The sequence below is a fragment of the Streptomyces sp. NPDC002784 genome (genome assembly GCF_053592135.1).
Window position 1 is genome coordinate 14,655 of record NZ_JBSFVD010000027.1, and the last position, 18,006, is coordinate 32,660.

The following is an 18,006-nucleotide window of genomic DNA, read 5'->3' on the forward strand; positions in this document are numbered from 1 at the left end:
CTCCTGGACGAGCCCTGTTCCCCCTCCGGGCCGCGAGGGGCGTCGGACCCGGAGGGGGAGGGGACATGCGGTACCGGCGGGACGGACAGCGGAGGGTGTCCGTCAGATCCCGTCGCCTCTCGCCCGGCGATGCAGGAGCCAGGTACCGCCCGCGGCGGCGACGGCGAGAGCCGCCACGCCGGCCGCGGTCTGCACGGGGTCGGGGCCGAGTGCGCCGCCGACCCCCGTCTTCACGCTTCCTCGCGGGTGCACCGGCTGCCGCTGCGAGGTCAGCGTCACCACCAGGTCGCCCGTGACCTGGCGCCCGCCACCGGTACAGGCCGCGGTGATCTCGTACGTCCCCGGCTGCGCGCTCGGGGGCACCCGGAACCGGCCGCTCGCGTCCCGCTCCTCGCCGTCCGGGGCCAGTGTGAAGGTCCCGGCGCCGACCGCGCTGGCGTCGCCCGCCGCGGTGCCGCCGTCTCCGCAGGCAGAGGTGTGCACGGTGACTTGTTCGCCCGGCACGGCCGAGGCGGGGCGCACTTCCAGGCTCCCGGCACCCGCGGCGTAGGCCGGTGCGGCGACCGGACCGGCGGTCACGACAGCGAGCGCGCTCCCGATCAGCAGACGGGCGGTACGGCGCATCAATGCTCCCTGGGGATCAGCGGTGGATCACTGCCCTTCCGAGGTAAGGGGCAGCGGGCCGGACGCGCTTCCTGAGGGGCCGTCAGAATTGGGGTGAATGGGTGTCAGGAACCCGGGTATGGGGGCGTGTTTGCGCAGGTCAGTGCCCTTGCGTAGAGATGCCGGGGAAGTGCGTGCGCGGCGCGTGTGAACGGGTGACCCGCTACGGCGCTTGACCTCAATAAAGGTTGAGGTATCACGCTGTCGGCATGACTTCCACCATGGAACCCCTGAATGTCGCCGTCGTGATCGGCAGCAACCGCCACGGCCGCTTCGGCCCCGTCGTCGCCGACTGGATCCTCGACCACGTCCAGCGCCGCGAGGACCTGACGCCCGAGGTCGTCGACGTCGCCGAGATCGCCCTGCCCACGTCCTTCGCCCGCACCCCCGAGGCGGCCGACGCCCTCGCCGGCGTCACCCCGAAACTGGCCCGCGCCGACGCCTTCGTCGTCCTCACCCCGGAGTACAACCACTCCTTCCCGGCGGGCCTGAAGAACCTCATCGACTGGCACTACGCGGAGTGGCGCGCCAAGCCCGTGGCCCTCGTCTCCTACGGCGGCCTCGCGGGCGGTCTGCGCGCCGCGGAACACCTCCGGCAGGTCTTCGCCGAACTGCACGCCGTGACGGTCCGGGACACCGTCTCCTTCCACAACGCCGGCGCCTCCTTCGACGACGCCGGCCGCCTGAAGGACCCGGCCGGACCGGACGCGGCGGCCAAGACGATGCTGGACCAACTGGCGTGGTGGGGAACCGCCTTGAGGGAGGCAAAGGAACGCAGGCCGTACGCGGCGTAGCCCTGCCCGGGCGGGGGCGCGTCCGGAGGCCGCCGAGCCGGGCAGGGGGCGCGTCCGGAGGCCGCCGGGCCGGGCGGGGGGCGCGTCCGGAGACTGCCGGGCCGGGTCGGGGGCGCGTCCGGAAACTGCCGGGCCGGGTCGGGGGCGCGTCCGGAAACCGCCGGGCCGGGTCGGGGCGCGTCCGGAAACCGCCGGACCGCGCGAGACCGGCCCTCGCACCTGCGTGGGCGGCGGCGGTGGCCGCCCCGGGGCCCGCCCACTGCTCCGCCTGCGCGGGACCGAACACCTTCGGCGTACTGACGCCGGTTGCCGGCCTGGGCGGAGAGCGGGGGCAGTCGGCCGGGATGGTCGCGGCCGAACTCGCCCCGGACGGCACGACGACCCGGCCCTGCCGGTCCCGCCCGGTCCTGCCGGACTCACCCGGTCCCGCCGCACCCGCCCGGTCCTGCCGCACCCGCCCGGACTCACCCGGTCCCGCCGCACCCGCCCGGTCCCGCCGGACCCACCCAGACCCACCCGGTCCCGCCGCACCCGCCCGGTCCCGCCGGCCCCCCCAGACCCACCCAGACCCACCGCACCCACCCACCCGCACCCACCCGGACCCGCTCGGTTCACCGCCGTCCCCCAGGCGGCCTGGTGCGACGGCTCGGGCGGCTGACGTGGCGCGGTCGCCCTCCGTCAGGAGGGTGCGGGAAGGCCGGTGCCCGGAGGTGCCGGTCTGCCCGGGTGTTCGGCGTCCCATACCGCACGCGCCGCCGCTATCGCCGGTTTGTGATCGCGGGACCAGTCGGCGAGGCCGGAGATCATGCCCGAGAGGCTGCCGCCCATCGCGGTCAGGCGGTACTCGACCTGGGGCGGGAGGGTCGGATGGACGATCCGTTCGACCAGCCCGTCCCGGCACAGCCGCTTCGTCGTCAGCGACAGCATGCGCTGCGAGATGCCCGGTATCGCACGCTCCAGCTCGCCGTAGCGGCGGCTGCCCTTGGCCAGTTCCACGACCACCAGAACCGTCCACCGGTCGCCGAGCCGGTCCAGCACATCGCGGATCCCGCAGTCGTCATCGCCACACGGCCCCTCCGGAACAGGGGTGCTGAGCTGGGAACTTACGGCCGTGTTCGGGACTGACACGAAAGTGCCTCCTTACGGACCCGCCGGACCCGGCGGATGCTCGGTGCTGTTCTCACCGGCATCAACGCAAGGACTGTTCGAATGATTCTCGTGACCGGCGTTTCAGGAGCACTCGGCCGTCTGGTGCTCCAGGGCCTGACCGCGCTCGGCGGACCCGAGGTGGTGGCCGGCACCCGCGGCGGCGACGGAACGGCCGCCCGCCGGATCGACTTCGACGACCCGGCGAGCCTGCCGAAGGGTTTCGCCGGGGCCGACGTCCTGGTGATGATCTCGGCCGGTTACGCCGAGGACGACATCGTGCTGGCCCGCCACGGCGCGGTGGCCGACGCGGCGGCCGAGGCGGGCGTACGCCAGGTGATCTACACCAGCCTGGCGGGTTCCGGCGAGCGCACGACCCTCGCCCTGCCGCACCGCTGGACCGAGAACCGCCTGGCCCAGGGGCCCTTCGCCACCACGGTCCTGCGCAACGGCCTCTACGCCGAACTGCTCGGCGGCCTCGCGGCGGCGGGCGCCGGAACGACGGCCCGGACCGGCGTCTTCTCGGCCGCCCTCGGCACGGGACGGATGTCGGTCGTGGCCAGGGCGGACCTCGCGGACATCACCGTGCGGGTGGCGGCCGAGGCCGACCGCGCGCTCGCGGCCGGCACCCGCAGCCGGCACGCGGGACGGACGTACGAGCTGGAGGGCGGTACCGCGCTCGGCGGCGACGACATCGCCGACCTGCTCGCCAAGCGGTACGGCAGGACCGTCACCTACCGTCCCGCGCCCCTCTCCGAGGCGCGCGCCGCACTGGCGGACCAGGGCTTCGAGGACTACCAGGTCACCCACACCCTGTCCCTGCTGTCCAACACGGGCGCGGGCTTCCTGGAGGCCCGCACCTCCGACCTGCCCGAGCTGCTGGATGCGGCGCCCCGCCCGGTGCACGACCTCGTCGCTGGCCCCCAGGGAGCCGCCGTACGTCCATGAGTGGTGGCTGCAATCGCTGTTCTCGAAGTGGCTGGGAGCTACCGTGGGCAGTCATATTTTCATCACGGTGTCTTTACTTTCACTTGCATCCCGTCAACGATTCACTCCGGTCAGTCACATGCATGTCGGCTTGTGTGGTCGACTGCGAACAAGTGAGCGCGCACGGCAACGGGACAGTAACTCAGGGGTGGGGCTGTGAAGTTGAGAGGGAGCCGTTGTGCCGACGGCGAGGGTGGCAGATCCGGTCGGCGTCTGATCGGCGCGATCACCGCGTGGGCGTTGCTTTCGGCTCTGCCCGTGCTGACCCCGCTTTCCGGTGCGACGGCGGCCGCTGACGAGGCGATGGCGGCCCTGTCCGAAGGACAGCAGGCTCTGGCAGAGGCTCAGCAGAGCGGTCGGCGGGTGGAGGTGACGGGGGAGCGTTCGGAGCGGACGACGGTCTATGCCAACCCCGACGGTTACACCTTCACCCTTGAGGAGTCGGTGGTCCCGGTACGTGTGGCCAAGCCGGATGGTGGCTGGCAAGCGCCGGACGCGACGTTGGAAAGACGATCCGACGGCTCGGTGGGGCCGAAGGCCGCTGCGGTGCACATCACCTTCTCAGGCGGCGGCGAGGGGTCGACTCTCGCCAGGATTGACGATCACGGCAGATCCCTGGAGCTCGAATGGCCGGGTGCGCTGCCTGCCCCGGAGCTGGCTGGGACCACGGCTCTGTACGCCGATGTGCTGCCGGGCGTCGACCTGAAGGTGACTGCGACGCCCGAGAGTTTCCAGCCGGTGTTCGTGGTCAGGACTCCAGAGGCCGCGGCGAGCGAGGAGCTGAAGAAGCTCACCTTCGGTCTTGATACCGAGGGCCTGGTCGTAAGTGAGGGGGCGGCCGGCAATCTTGCGGCCGTCGACATGGACGGACGTCGGGTCTTCAGGGCACCGCCCGCGCGCATGTGGGACTCGGCCGGAGAGGCCGGCACGGCATCCGGGACGCAGACGCAACTCCTGACAGCGCAAGCGGTCGCTGCGGATGAGGCCGAGCCGTCCGACCCCTCGGAGACGGCCCCGTCGGGTTCGGGCCTGGAGCCCGGGCAGGGCGATGCGGTGGCCCGTATGGACGTGGACGTCACTGAGGACTCTCTGACCGTCGTACCGGACGCGGAGATGATGTCGAAGACACCGGAGTCGGCCTTTCCGCTCTTCATTGATCCGACGGTGAGCTGGGGAGAGTCGGAGCGGACCCTGCTGCGCAGCGACGGCTATGAGTCGTACGGCTGGAGCAACGGGGAAGACGAGGTCGGCAAGGGTGCCGGCAAGTGCGGTACATGGAACGGCTACTACTGCGGTCCGGGTTATGTGCAGCGGCTGTATTTCGAGTTCTCCGCGGCCAGCCTGAAGGGCAAGCGGGTGTTGGATGCCACGTTCCGCGTGACGGAGCCGTGGGCGTTTCAGTGCGACCCACGCTGGGTGGACCTGGTCCGTACGCGCAACATCTCGGACGCCACCACTTGGTCGTCCCGCCCGGCCCACCTGGACTTGATGGTGGACCGCAATGTGTCCGCCGGGCGTGGCTCGGCGTGCGACCCGGACTCGCCGGACGCCCCGATCGAGTTCAACGACAGCCCGACCGAGTCGAACGAGAACCTGACACCCACCGTGCGGGACTTCGCTGCGGGTAAGTTCGACCGGCTCACACTGCTGATCAAGGCCAACGACGAGACCGATACGGCGGCGTGGAAGCGGTTCAAGAACGACGCGGTCCTTGCGGTGGACTTTGTCGGCCTTCCGGCCAAACCCACCAGTGTCGGGCTGAATGTGGACAGCAAGCCGGTGTGCGAGACCGACTCCTCGGATCCGATGGTGGTGGCCTCTCCCACACCGTCCCTGATGGCGACGGCTCAGACGATGCCGGGCGGTGAGAAGGACGCGCAACTGCGGGTGTACTTCGACGTCGATCACAAGAGCGGAACTTCCTGGGTCGACACCCCGACACGCAATGGGGATCTGCGGCCCTCGACCGGTTACACCGGCGACAACGCCAAGGTGAACATAACCTGGTCGACGCTCACGGAAGGCACGTTGTACCGGTACCGGGCGTGGGTGCGCTCCTACTACAACGGTGGCGCGGACCACCTGGCTGGCCCAGCCAGCGCCTCGACCACGGGGTGGTGTTACTTCAAGGTCGATCCATCGCGCCCCAAGCCCCCGCAGATCACGATCGGGAACCCGTACAGCGAGTGCACGTCCAACGCCTGCGCAGAGGCCGGCGGACCGGGGGTGAAGGGAACGTTCACCTTCAGGCCCGCCCTGGCGGACACCACCTCCAACGTCGCCTACCAGTACAAGCTGTCGAAAGACGATGCATGGTCCGCCCCCAAGTCGGGCTCGACGGTGTCGGAGGACATCACCCCCCAGCGCCCGGGACTGCATCAACTGTTTGTCCGGGCCAAGGACTCCATCGGCTGGGGTGAGCAGAACGTGGTGGAGTTCAAGGTCGCGACAGGCGAGGATCCCGTCGCCCAGTGGCACTTCGACGAGGCGAGCGGAACGGCGCAGGACACGGCTGTCGGGGACGGCGCGGACGACGCGAGCCTGGCCACAGGTGCGGTGCGGCATCATTCCGGCCGACGGGGCTTGCTCACCCACGACGCTCAAGGCCTGCCGCTGGAGCAGGCGGTTACGGATCAAGGGCTGTTGCTGGACGGCAGTAGCGCGGGCTACGCGTCTTCTGCCGGCCCGGTCCTGGAGACCCGTTCGTCGTACACCGTCTCGGCCTGGGTGCGAGTGGATCCGTCCGTGACGAAGACGGTCTCGGTACTCAGCCAGACCCCGACGAGCGCAAGCCCTTGGTCGCAGAAGTTCAGCCCGTTCGTCATCTCCTACGGCAGCCGATGGAGTATCCGCGTCTTCTCCACCGAAGGCGCATTCGCTCGGGAGGCCACGTCGACGGTGGCTCATCCCAAGGGTGTGTGGACGCATGTGGCTGCGGTGCACGACAAAGAGGCCAAGAAAGTTCACCTCTATGTAAATGGCCACCGGGAGGCGTCCGTTGATGCCGGCACGTCCTGGTCGGCTGACGGAAGCATGCAGATCGGTCGGCTGATGTGGGCGGACAGCTATGTGGATCACTTCAAGGGGGTGATCGACGAAGTGACCGTGTGGCAGAACGCGCTCACCGACGAGCAGATCCTGGACGAGTCCCGGCTGAAGGTTGCCGAGAGTTTCGCGGGCGTGGAGCTCGTGGGGGGCTGGCTGGCCGACAAGGGCAGCGGCACCACCATCGCGGACACGGTTTCGGGGTATGGCCGCACGATGACCTTGAGCGGTGGCGCATCGCTGAACGGCGAGGAGATCGTCCTGGACGGCGTGGACGACGCCGCCACGGCGGCAGGTCCGCTGGTGGACGGTACCGGGTCCTTCACGGTGACTACCCTGGCCGAACTTGACTCGGCACGCCTGCTGTCCAAGGAGGTCGGCTACAAGGGCCAGCTCGCTGGGCAGCGTACTGCGGACGGCTCGGCATGGGGGCTGTGGTACGAGCTGACCGGTAAAGAAGCCGTACTCGATGGAGAGACCGGCACGGAGAAGACCGTTCCGATCGGCAAGTGGCGGTTCGGTCGGCTCAACGCCGATGGCACGTTCAGCGCGGTGACCTCCGACGAGGGTGCGCTGCTGGATGTCGGAGTGCGGTTGACCGGGGTCTTCGATGCGCAGGCGGGCACGATCAGTCTTTCTTTGGGTGGCACCCCCAACGGAGACGCTCTTGCGTTCACGGCCCTGGTCGGAGCGGGTGAGTTCGCCGTCGGCAAGGCACTTGACGCAGGCGCGTGGAAGCACTTCCTCCCGGCCCGGATCGCGGAGGTCCGTGTGTGGGCGGGAGCCATGGCCTCCTCTGAACAGATTGAGGCTCAGGCGGGTGAATGAGAACCGGCCGGTGCGTGCGGCCAAGCGCTGCCCGCACCAGCCGACGGACGCGGGTTTGTGAACTTCTTACTGATTGCGGACTGGGCGGGACGAATACGATGGCTTTTGGCATAGGCACCTCAAATCGGCACCGCGGGATGCCATGGCACCGTACCGGCCGACTGGTGGTGCAGGCGCTGGCATTGGCGCTGGTGGTGCCCTTGGGGCTGGCTCAGGTGGCCGAGGCCGACGAGCCGGGTGGTCTGGGGCGGCCCGATGTGCCCGAGTCCCGGGTGAGCAAGGTCAAGACGTACGACGGGCCAGGGGCGAAGAAAGCCCGGCAGAAGGTCGCCAAGGACGGGAAGGCGAACGCGGCACAGGCCGAACGCGCCAAGTCGGAGCAGAGGTCTGCTGCCTGGCCCAGGAGCGGTACCGCGACGCTCGGGCTCACCGGCGGCAAAGCGGCCAAGGCCGCGCCGGGAGGCGTCCCGCTCGTGGTGGGCCCCATGCCCTCGGGCTCCGGTCAGGAGGCCACGGCCGAAGGCGACGTGCGCATTACTGTTCTGGACCAGAAGGCTGCCCGGAAGACAGGGATCACCGGTGTTCTGCTGACCGCTCAGGCAGAGACGGCTGGAGCTGCCGAACTGCGCGTCGACTACAGCGATTTCGCCTCAATGGTGGGCGGCGACTGGTCGCAGCGGTTGCGCCTGGTACAGCTGCCGGCCTGCGCGCTGACCACCCCTCAGAAAGCCGAGTGCCGCGAGCAACACCCGCTCACCTCGGACAACGACGCCACACGGCAGGTGGTCTCGGCTCAGGTGGAGCTGGCTGAGGCCGTGAGCGGCGCGCACCCTCAACTGACGCGCTCCGCCGAGAGCACCACATCCGGGGCGACGGTACTCGCGGTCACCGCCGCGGCCAACGGTACCGGTCAGTCGCCCAAGGGCACCGGAGACTACTCGGCCACCCCGTTGTCGGCGTCCTCGGAGTGGCAGGCGGGAGGCAGTTCGGGCTCCTTCACCTGGTCGTACGGTTTCACGATGCCCCCAGCCGCTGCCGGCCCCGCACCTTCGTTGTCCATGTCCTACGACTCAGGAAGCATCGACGGCCGCACCGCGGCCACCAACAACCAGGGCACGGCGATCGGTGAGGGTTTTTCACTCACGGAGTCCTACATTCAACGCAGCTACGGTTCCTGCGACGACGACGGCCACACGGACGTCTTCGACCTCTGCTGGAAGTACGACAACGCGAGCCTGGTCCTGAACGGCAAGTCCACCCGCCTGGTCAGGGACGATGCCAGTGGCCAGTGGCGGCTGGAGGACGACGACGCCTCGCAGGTGACGCGCTCCACGGGCGCAGACAACGGCGACAACAACGGTGAGTACTGGACCGTCGTCACCGGCGACGGCACCAAGTACGTGTTCGGCCTGAACATGCTCGACGGCGCGGACACCCAGCGCACCAACTCCACCTGGACCGTTCCGGTGTTCGGTGACGACTCGGGCGAGCCGGGCTATTCGGCCGGTGAGACCTTCGGTGACCGGTCGGTGACCCAGGCGTGGCGCTGGAACCTCGACTACGTCGAGGACACCCACGGCAACGCGGCCACGTACTGGTACACGAAGGAATCCAACTACTACGAGAAGAACAAGGCGACGACCGCCAACGCCTCCTACACCCGGGGCGGATACCTCAGCCGCATCGAGTACGGTCTGCGCAAGGGCGCCTTGTTCACCGACAAGGCGGACGCGAAGGTCACCTTCGGCCACTCCGAGCGCTGCACGGCCTCCGACTGCTCCAGCCTGACCGAGGCAACGGCCGACAACTGGCCGGACGTCCCGTTCGACGCGATCTGCACCAGCGGCGACACCGAGTGCAACGCCTCAGGCCCGTCGTTCTTCTCCCGCAAGCGTGTCACCAGCGTCAACACCTACTCGTACAACGCGACCAGCGACGCTTACGACCCCGTGGACTCCTGGGCCCTGGTCCAGCAGTACCTGGACGGCGGGGACATCGGCGACAGCTCCGATCAGACGCTGACCCTGAAGTCGCTCAAGCGCACCGCAAAGGCGGGCGACACGAGCATCGCGCTCAACCCGATCTCGTTCACGTACCAGATGCGCCCCAACAGGGTCGACGCCACCGACGACATCCTGCCCCTGACCCGCCCCCGCATCTCCACCGTGACCTCGGAGACGGGCGCGATCACCACGGTGACGCTGTCGTCACCGGAGTGCGTGCGCAGCCAGGTCCTGGGCGCGGCCGAGGACACCAACACCCGCTCCTGCTATCCGCAGTACTGGCACATCAACGGCGCCGAGAACGCATCGGTCGACTGGTTCCACAAGTACCGTGTGCTGGCCGTAGGCGTCGCTGACCCCACCGCGGGCAACGAGATGGTCGAGCACGCCTACGACTACAGTGGCGCGGCCTGGCACCACAGTGATGACCCGTTCACGCCGAAGGACGAGCGGACGTGGTCGGACTGGCGCGGCTACCGCAAGGTCACTGCCTGGACCGGTGCGACGAGTGTGACCCGCTCCAAGACGGTGTCGCTCTACATGCAGGGCATGCACGGTGACAAGAAGAAGGACGGCACCACCAAGTCCGTGACGGTGGACCCGCTGCTGGACACCGACGTGGACTTCACGGGCGCCGAAGACAGCGAATACTTCAAGGGCCTACTGCGCCAGCAGGTCACCTACAACGGCAGCCAGCCCATCAGCAGCACCTTCAAGAGCTACACGCACAAGAAGACGGCCACCCAGACCGTCCCCGACGCGGCCGCCCACATCGCCCGCTGGGTCCGCGACACCGTCAGCTACAGCAGCACTCACCTCACCACCACCGGCAACTGGCGCAGTCATGTCGGGACCAAGCGATACGACTCCCTCGGCATGGTGTACGCCTTCGACGACTACGGGCAGAAGGGCCTGGGCGGCGACGAGACCTGCACCCTCCGCTGGTACGCCCGCAACACCGACGTGGGCATCACCAGCCTGGTCTCCCGCACCCGCACGGTCGCCCGGGAGTGCTCGATCACGGACAGCAACCTGACCCTGTCGGCGAACTCCGACACGCGCGGCGACATCCTGTCCGACACAGCGATCGTCTACGACAACGCCACGGCGATGAGTTGGTCAGCAACTCAGAAGCCCACCAAGGGTGAAGCGACCTGGACCGGCCGGCCCACCGGCTACGCCGCAACGGCGGACCTGAATGGCGATCGGCTGCCAACTGGTTGGCAGACGACCGCGAGGACGAAGTACGACACTCTCGGCCGTCTGCTGAGCATCACCGACACGGCGGGTAACACGTCCTCCACGGAGTACACACCGACCGACGCGGGCCCACTGACCAAGACCGTCGCCGTCGACCCCAAGCAGTACAAGACGGTCAGCTTCCTCGATCCGCGCCGGGGCCTGGCACTGCGCGTCTATGACGCGAACCTGAAGAAGAACGAGAGCTCCTACGACGCTCTGGGCCGCTTGACCGCGGTCTGGCAGCCCAACCGAACCAGAAGCGACGCGGCGAGCATCATCTTCGACTACCGCTTGGAGAACACCAAGCCATCCTGGGTGTCGACCTCGACGCTGAAGAAGGACGGCACCACCCACAACACCACCTACACGCTGTACGACTCCCTGCTGCGTCCGCTGCAGACCCAGTCGCCGACGCCGCAGGGCGGGCGCCTGCTGACCGATACCCGTTACGACACCCGTGGCCTCGCCTACGAGACGTACGCGGACATCTTCGACACGACCAGTACGCCCAACGGCACCTACACACGGGCCGAGTACGGCGAAGCGCCTGTGCAGACCGGGACGGTCTTCGACGGCGCGGGTCGGCCGACGACCAGCACCTTGTACGTCTACGGAGTCAAGAAGTGGTCCACGACCACGAGCTACACCGGTGACTCGGTCGCGACGACCGCTCTGGAAGGCGGGTCTGCCCAGCGCACGATCACCGACATACGCGGCCGGACGACGCAGACCCGCCAGTACGCGAACGAAAGCCCGGCCGACGCCTCGTTCGGCACCGGGCCCGGCACCTCGTACGCGACCACCAAGTTCACCCACACCCTGGACGGCCTCCCGAGGTCCATCACCGGCCCGGACAACGCCGAGTGGACGTACACATACGATCTGTTCGGCCGCCAGGTCAGCGCTGGCGACCCGGACAGTGGCACCACGCTCACCGAGTACGACGACCTGGATCGGCCCATCCGGATCACTGATGCCCGCAACAAGTCGATCGTCACCGACTACGACGAACTCAGCCGTGTCACGGGAACCTGGAAGAGTTCGAAGACGGATGCCAACCAGCTCACCAGCTACACCTACGACACGCCCCTCAAGGGCCTGCCCACCTCTTCCACCCGGTACGTGGGCGGCAAGTCAGGCCAGGCCTACAAACAGACCGTCACCGCGTACGACAGTCTCGGCCGGGCCACCCACACCCAGCTGGAACTACCCGCCGACGACGCGTTCGTCAAGGCGGACCCGTCGTTGTCCAAGCTGGCCTATGAGACGTACTTCAACCTCGACGGAACCCAGCAGTACGACCGGCAGCCCGCAATGGGCGGCTTGCCGTCGGAGACCATCGGCTTCACATACGACGACCTGGGAAATCTGGCCTCGATCGGCGGCTCGACGGGCTACCTGCGTGATGTGTCGTACTCGGCGCTCTCCCAGCCGCAACTGCTGACACTGGGGACAGGCGGCACGGGCGCCAAGAACATCTACGTCTCCAACCGCTTCGAGGAGGGCACCGGCCGCCTGCTCCGCAGTCACGTCACGGACCAGACCCACCCGTACATGCTGCAGGACCTGAACTACCGCTACGACCAGTCCGGAAACGTCACCGCGATCACGGACCCGACCACGCTGGGCGGCACCAGTAGCGCGGAGACGCAGTGCTTCGCATACGACGGCTATCAGCGCCTGGTCGAGGCGTGGACGCCGTCCTCGCAGGACTGCTCCGCCACCCGCACAGGATCCGCGCTCTCGGGCCCGGCCCCGTACTGGACCAGCTATACCTACAACGCCGCGGGCCAGCGCCTGACCGAGACCCAGCACGGGGTCGGGATCCGCACGGGGCAGGACACCGAGCGTGCCTACGACTACCCCCCGGCGGGCGCGGCCCAGCCGCACACCCTGACCTCGGTGAGCACGACCGGCGACGGTACCCGGACACAGTCGTTCAGCTACGACGACGCGGGAAACACCGAGCGGCGCGCCACGACGGTGTCCCACCAGTACCTGCGGGCGGGTTCGAAGCTCACGGCAGGCCAGGAGGTGCGCAGCCAGCGCGCCCGCATGGTCATGGAGAAGGACGGCGACCTGGCCATCTATGACCGCGACACCGGCAAACTGCGCTGGCACACCAACACCGGGGGTAATGCCGGCGCATGGGCAACCATGCAGGACGACGGCAACTTCGTCGTGTACAGCGCCGCCGGTACCTCGCTGTGGTCCACGAAGACCGCCGTCGGCGCCGGCTCAGGTCACTTCGCCACACTCCAGGACAGCGGCAGCTTCGCCGTTTACGACGCCGCCTGGAAGCTGAAGTGGAGCGCCGGTTCCTGGATTGGCACCGCACCCGTCTCCTCCGGTACCCACTCACACACCTGGGACGACGAAGGCCACCTCGCCACCAGCACCGCACCCAACAACATCGTCACCAAGTACCTCTACGACGCCGCCGGCAACCTGCTGATCCGCGCAACGGAGAACGGCGAACGAGTTCTGTACGCCGGCGCCACAGAACTACACCTCAGGGCAGATGGCACGACCTGGGCCCAGCGCTACTACGCCGGGGGCGGTGTGACAGCAGCGCTCCGTTCCAACGAGTCAGGCACGAGCACCTTCGCCTACCTGACCGGGGACCATCACGGCACCAGCACCCTCGCCATTACCCCGAACACCACCCAGACCTTTACCAGACGACACCTCACCCCCTTCGGCGCCGACCGAGGCGCTCCTGGTGGCGACACCACCACCTGGCCCGACGACAAGGGCTTCCTCGGTAAAACCCGAGACACCACCACAGGCCTGACCCACATCGGTGCTCGCGAATACGACTCGGCCCTTGGCCAGTTCTTGTCCGTCGACCCCATCCTCGACCCGGCAGATCCGCATTCCCTCAACGGTTACAGTTACGCTGGCAACAACCCCGTCACCCATTCAGATCCCACGGGCCTGTTCTGTGACGGCTGCAGCATCGGCAACCCCGACACTGCCTGGATTCCGGAAAATGGGCCTGGCTGCACGACCGAGGGCTGCTACGACAAGGACGGGAGCCCGACCGGTAACGCGGGCAGCAGCGGCACCGCGACGTCCGACAGCGGCACGAACGACAACAGCAGCGGCAAGCTCATCGTTCAGGGGACCCCCATCCCCACAGAGGAAGAACTGATCTACAGAGGCGCGATCTTCCCTGGCGACACCTATGAGGAGGCGCTGCATAAATGGAGCATAGGTACATGTCAGGGCTCCAGTGCCACGCACCCTAAGTACGCTGCCTTCTGCGTCACAGCGAAAGACAACGGTTTGCTCGAAACCGGTAACGACCCGTTCGGTGTCGACGCGAATATCAACTGCATCACAGGCAAGGGCGACTGCGTCGAAGCAATCGTCACAGACGCGCTCTATGTCGTTGGCGCGTTCTTCGGACGCCTCATGAGGGGTGCAGTACCCGCAGCAGCTGCCAGCGGAAAATCAATCAGTGGGACCCTTGCCCGCCTGGGGAACTGTGCCAAGTGCTTCCTTGCTGGAACAGATGTCCTCATGGCCGACGGCTCGACCAAGGACATCGAGGACGTCAAACCCGGTGACAAGGTCCAGGCCACCGACCCCGAAACCGGCGAAACCGGACCCCGGGAAGTCACCCACCTCATCGTCACCGAGGACGACAAACACTTCAACGAGCTCTCAATTGCCACGGCGAACGGCATCGAAAAGCTCACGGCAACCCACGAACACCCCTTCTGGTCACCCTCCGAGCACGACTGGGTCGAAGCCGCTTCGCTCACCCCGGGCATGACGTTGCTCACCGACGACGGCGACACGGTGATCGTCACCGCCAACCGCCCCTACACCCAGCATGCGCGCACGTACAACCTCACCGTGGACGACCTCCACACGTACTATGTGCTGGCGGGAGAAACTCCGGTACTGGTTCACAATGCAAACTGCTTCACGCCGCCTGCGAGCTACCTGAACCGTCATGGGGAGCTGACGAACGGCACATACACCGTCAGCTACCCGGCAATGCTGAAGCACCTCCCGGGTTCGTCAGGTCCGACAAAGAGCGTCTTCCTCAAGGGCGTGGATGCGGAAAAGGCAACGCTGGACGCTGCCGCCTATGCTGACGCCCATGGACTATGGGCTGGAAACAAGGCCAAGGTGTATGTCACGAATGGGCCTGTTGGGGTTGTCGGAAGGACTGGGGAATTGACTCACTACATAAATGTCTACCGGAATGCTCGGGGTGCTATCCATGGGAGCCCCGGGGGTGCACCGTGATCAATGTCTCGGATGCGCTGGCGCAGTTGGGTGATCCGCCGGTCACCTGGTGCGAAGAGGTCGCAGTCGAGATCGCCGACTATCTGGCCCGATCGGTTGGAGGGGTTGTCGATTGGGATAAAGAAGCCGACGAGGAATGGCTGAGTGTCCTGGTCCGGGACGCTCGCGTGGCAATGGTGTCCACAACGCTGCGATTGATCGTCGCCGAGGAACGCACTTCAGGAGACTTGCAGGTTCTCGCCCGGGGGGGAACGGTGATTCTTGTTCCGTCATTCGACGCTCCAGTCATGCACTGCGATATCACAGTACTCGGGCGGGCCTTCGGCGAGGAGGAGAAGCTTCGAGAGCTGGAAATGGAGACCTTCTCGGCAAACGATCTGTGGTTCGCCACGGTGTGAGCCCTGCCGGCTGCGACTGTTCACGGACTACGGCTGCGACTCAGTCGGAGTCCGTGAACAGTCTGCAGCGCGGTGCAGGCGGGGTAGCGATTCGCGGTATGGAGCAAACGATGATCGAAGGAGTAAGAAAGAGGGGTTGGAGTCTCTAGAACTGAGAGATTCAGAGTTGAAGTCCGATTCAGGGGTACCTGCCGTAAGTCTCGACTGGAGTTTGTAGCGGGAACCGGGGATCAGGCTCGCTCGACGGCGACACGGTTGAGGCCTTCCTCGATGAGCTGGAAGAGCAGTCGTGCTCGGAGCGACTGACGGTCGTCGAGAAAACGTTCCGTTCTGCCATCGGGGCAGGGGTCCAATTCCCCTGTGCTGCCTGAGGAAGTGATGGCTGCTACCGCTGTGAGTGCGGCCAATATTCCGGCCGGGCGTGCATTTCCCTAGCGCGAGGAATACCCGAGCATCACGGGCTTCTGACCGCACTCGCCCTTCGACAACAGCGACTTCGACAGATGCGCCCGCATCGCCAGCCCTTGCTGTGTCAGGCCGCGCTGCTTCCGGATACGGGCGATCCGAGCGCCTGTGTGCTCCTCAATGCTCTGCGACACGGCCAACTCCGTTCTGCGGCAACACTCCGACGGTACCCCCAGCACACCGCCCAGGATCAGCCGAACAATGATCACCCGGACGGCCACAGGTACCGCATCTGCCGGCCCGAGCACCCGACCGCACCCATTCGAACGCCCCGCCGGCAGCCACGGCGTACCACCGAAGCGGGATGATCAGACGCGCCCAGCCAAGCCGAGGCAAGCGGTGTCAGGCATCAGGTGAAGCCAGAGCGCCAACCATCAACCGAGACAGGAGAAGCCCGACCAGTGGGTGAGCCAGGGCGTGGCGGGGCGGACTGCAGGGGTGCAATGCCGCACCCCTGACACCGCCTTTGCGCGCTTCAGCCCACGCCGACCGCGCTCCACGCCGCCCCGACCGCCGCGTACTCCGAACTCCCAACCCCGTACAGGTCCTTCGCCGCGCTCAGCGTCGCCGTGCGCGCACCCGCATAGTTCGTGGACGACGTCATGTAGACCGTCAGCGCCCGGTACCAGATCGCGCCCAACGCGTCCCGGCCGATCCCCGTCACCGAGGATCCGTCGCAGGTGGGGGAGTTGTGGGCGGTGCCGTTGATCGTCTTCGCGCCGCTGCCCTCCGCCAGGAGGTACGCGAAGTGGTTGCCGACGCCGGAGGAGTAGTGGACGTCGAGACCGGCCGTCGCCGGGGTCCAGCAGTCCACCGAACTGCCGTCCTTGGAGGGCTGGTCCATGTAGCGGAGCGCGTCGTGCCCGAACCCGTCCCGGACGATCTTCTCACCGATCAGGTAGTCCCCGGGATCAGCGGAGTTGGCCGCGTGGAACTCCACCAGCGTGCCGAAGATGTCGGAGGTCGCCTCGTTGAGCCCGCCGGACTCGCCCGAGTAGGTCAGCGCGGCCGTCTTCGACGTCACCCCGTGCGCCATCTCGTGCCCGGCCACGTCCAGCGAGACCAGCGGGCCGAGATTCGTCCCGTCACCGTCGCCGTACGTCATGCAGAAGCAACTGTCGTCCCAGAAGGCGTTGTTGTACCGGGTGCCGTAGTGCACCCGGTTGTACGAGCCCTTGCCGTCGCCCGCGATGCCGTTGCGGCCGTGCACGCCCTTGAAGTAGTCCCAGGTCACGTCCGTGCCGTACTGGGCGTCCACCGCGGCGGAAGCGCGGTCGGTGGTCGTGCCCGTGCCCCAATGGTTGTCGGCGTCGGTGAACACCGTCGACGGCGCCCGGCTGATGCAGATCGTGCCCAGCAGGCAAAGGTCCGACTGGCCCCCCGCGTCGCCGGTGTACGTGCCGCCGCGCGAGGCGTCCTTGAGCTGGTACGTCGATCCCGAGAGCGTCGTGTCGAGCGGTACCGTCCCGCTGTACAGCGACTTCCCGTCGCCGCCCACCGTCTCCAGGGTGTCCCAGGCGTCGATCTGGGTGCCGGTGCGCGCGTCGGTCAGCACGGTCCGCCCGACCGGGTTGCCCAGGGAGTCCTTGGCCAGGACGTCCGTCCGCCAGGCCAGTTTCGGTGCGCCGTGCAGGGCGTCCACCACGAGCCGGGGCTTGGCGGTGAGCTGCCGGAGCGCCTCGCCGAGGTTGGCGGCGCGCAGGGCGTTCACGGCGAGGTCCGCGGCGCGGGCGGCGGGGAGCGCGGGGGTGACACCGGCGGCCGGGGCGGGAGTTCCGCTGACGGCGCGGGAGGCGCCGCGGTAGGTGCCGTCCTTGGCGAGGTGGACGACGAAGTCACCGCCCAGGACCGGCAGCTGACGGTACGTCCGGTCGTACCGGACGTGCTGCGTGCCGTCCGCGTCCACGACGACGTCCCGCACCTGCGTGTCCTGCGCCGAGGTCAGGCCCAGGGCCGCGGCGTGGTCGGCGAGGGCGGCGGCCGCGTTCTCGACGGCCACGGCCCGGGTCGGCCGGTCGGCGGCGCCCGCGGACGGGGTGAGCGTCGCGGCGAGCAGCCCGGCGGCGGTGACGGCGACCCCGGCGGTGGCGAGACGGGAACCTCGGACGTGCGGCCGTATCCGGCTCATGGATCTCCTCGGGAGGGAGCGGGTGATCTTGTCCTGTGATTTAA

Annotated in this window: 9 protein-coding genes; 5 read left to right on the plus strand and 4 right to left on the minus strand. The window is 67.7% G+C overall.

The features are described 5' to 3' along the window. Window positions 1–102: 102 nt before the first annotated feature. Window positions 103–624, minus strand: a complete 522-nt coding sequence (locus ACWD1Z_RS31510) for a hypothetical protein (protein ID WP_451123313.1) — start codon at window positions 622–624, stop codon at window positions 103–105. 248 nt (window positions 625–872) lie between these two features. On the opposite strand from ACWD1Z_RS31510, the gene ACWD1Z_RS31515 reads away from it, so the two are divergent. Continuing rightward, on the plus strand, window positions 873–1,457 hold the full coding sequence (locus ACWD1Z_RS31515) for an NADPH-dependent FMN reductase (RefSeq protein WP_451123315.1): 585 nt from the start codon (window positions 873–875) through the stop codon (window positions 1,455–1,457). Between the two features lie 678 nt (window positions 1,458–2,135). Here ACWD1Z_RS31515 and ACWD1Z_RS31520 read toward each other — a convergent pair. Next, window positions 2,136–2,585: a winged helix-turn-helix transcriptional regulator gene (locus tag ACWD1Z_RS31520; protein WP_451123317.1), complete on the minus strand. Its 450-nt coding sequence runs from the start codon at window positions 2,583–2,585 to the stop codon at window positions 2,136–2,138. Between the two features lie 81 nt (window positions 2,586–2,666). On the opposite strand from ACWD1Z_RS31520, the gene ACWD1Z_RS31525 reads away from it, so the two are divergent. From ACWD1Z_RS31525 to ACWD1Z_RS31540, 4 genes are all read left to right on the plus strand, one after another. After that, on the plus strand, window positions 2,667–3,551 hold the full coding sequence (locus tag ACWD1Z_RS31525; RefSeq protein WP_451123319.1) for an NmrA family NAD(P)-binding protein: 885 nt from the start codon (window positions 2,667–2,669) through the stop codon (window positions 3,549–3,551). Window positions 3,552–3,893: 342 nt separating this feature from the next. Further along, on the plus strand, window positions 3,894–7,463 hold the full coding sequence (locus tag ACWD1Z_RS31530) for a LamG-like jellyroll fold domain-containing protein (protein ID WP_451123373.1): 3,570 nt from the start codon (window positions 3,894–3,896) through the stop codon (window positions 7,461–7,463). A gap of 137 nt (window positions 7,464–7,600) precedes the next feature. Then, window positions 7,601–14,971, plus strand: a complete 7,371-nt coding sequence (locus tag ACWD1Z_RS31535) for a polymorphic toxin-type HINT domain-containing protein (protein ID WP_451123321.1) — start codon at window positions 7,601–7,603, stop codon at window positions 14,969–14,971. Beyond that, entirely contained in the window at window positions 14,968–15,369 is a 402-nt protein-coding gene (locus ACWD1Z_RS31540; RefSeq protein ID WP_451123323.1) for a hypothetical protein, read from the plus strand. Before ACWD1Z_RS31535 ends, ACWD1Z_RS31540 begins: the two co-directional genes overlap by 4 nt. Window positions 15,370–15,800: 431 nt before the next feature. Here ACWD1Z_RS31540 and ACWD1Z_RS31545 read toward each other — a convergent pair whose 3' ends face one another. Both ACWD1Z_RS31545 and ACWD1Z_RS31550 read right to left on the minus strand, forming a co-directional pair. Beyond that, on the minus strand, window positions 15,801–15,968 hold the full coding sequence (locus tag ACWD1Z_RS31545; RefSeq protein ID WP_451123325.1) for a helix-turn-helix domain-containing protein: 168 nt from the start codon (window positions 15,966–15,968) through the stop codon (window positions 15,801–15,803). A 341-nt stretch (window positions 15,969–16,309) separates the two neighbouring features. Continuing rightward, the gene (locus tag ACWD1Z_RS31550) at window positions 16,310–17,962 is read right to left on the minus strand and encodes a M4 family metallopeptidase (RefSeq protein ID WP_451123327.1); all 1,653 of its coding nucleotides are present in this window, start codon (window positions 17,960–17,962) and stop codon (window positions 16,310–16,312) included. Window positions 17,963–18,006: the final 44 nt, after the last annotated feature.

Coding starts and splice junctions, on each gene's coding strand:
- ACWD1Z_RS31510 (WP_451123313.1), bottom strand. CDS start 624: ATGCGCCGTACCGCCCGTCTGCTGATCGGGAGCGCGCTCGCTGTCGTG.
- ACWD1Z_RS31515 (WP_451123315.1), top strand. CDS start 873: ATGACTTCCACCATGGAACCCCTGAATGTCGCCGTCGTGATCGGCAGC.
- ACWD1Z_RS31525 (WP_451123319.1), top strand. CDS start 2,667: ATGATTCTCGTGACCGGCGTTTCAGGAGCACTCGGCCGTCTGGTGCTC.
- ACWD1Z_RS31530 (WP_451123373.1), top strand. CDS start 3,894: ATGGCGGCCCTGTCCGAAGGACAGCAGGCTCTGGCAGAGGCTCAGCAG.
- ACWD1Z_RS31535 (WP_451123321.1), top strand. CDS start 7,601: ATGCCATGGCACCGTACCGGCCGACTGGTGGTGCAGGCGCTGGCATTG.
- ACWD1Z_RS31550 (WP_451123327.1), bottom strand. CDS start 17,962: ATGAGCCGGATACGGCCGCACGTCCGAGGTTCCCGTCTCGCCACCGCC.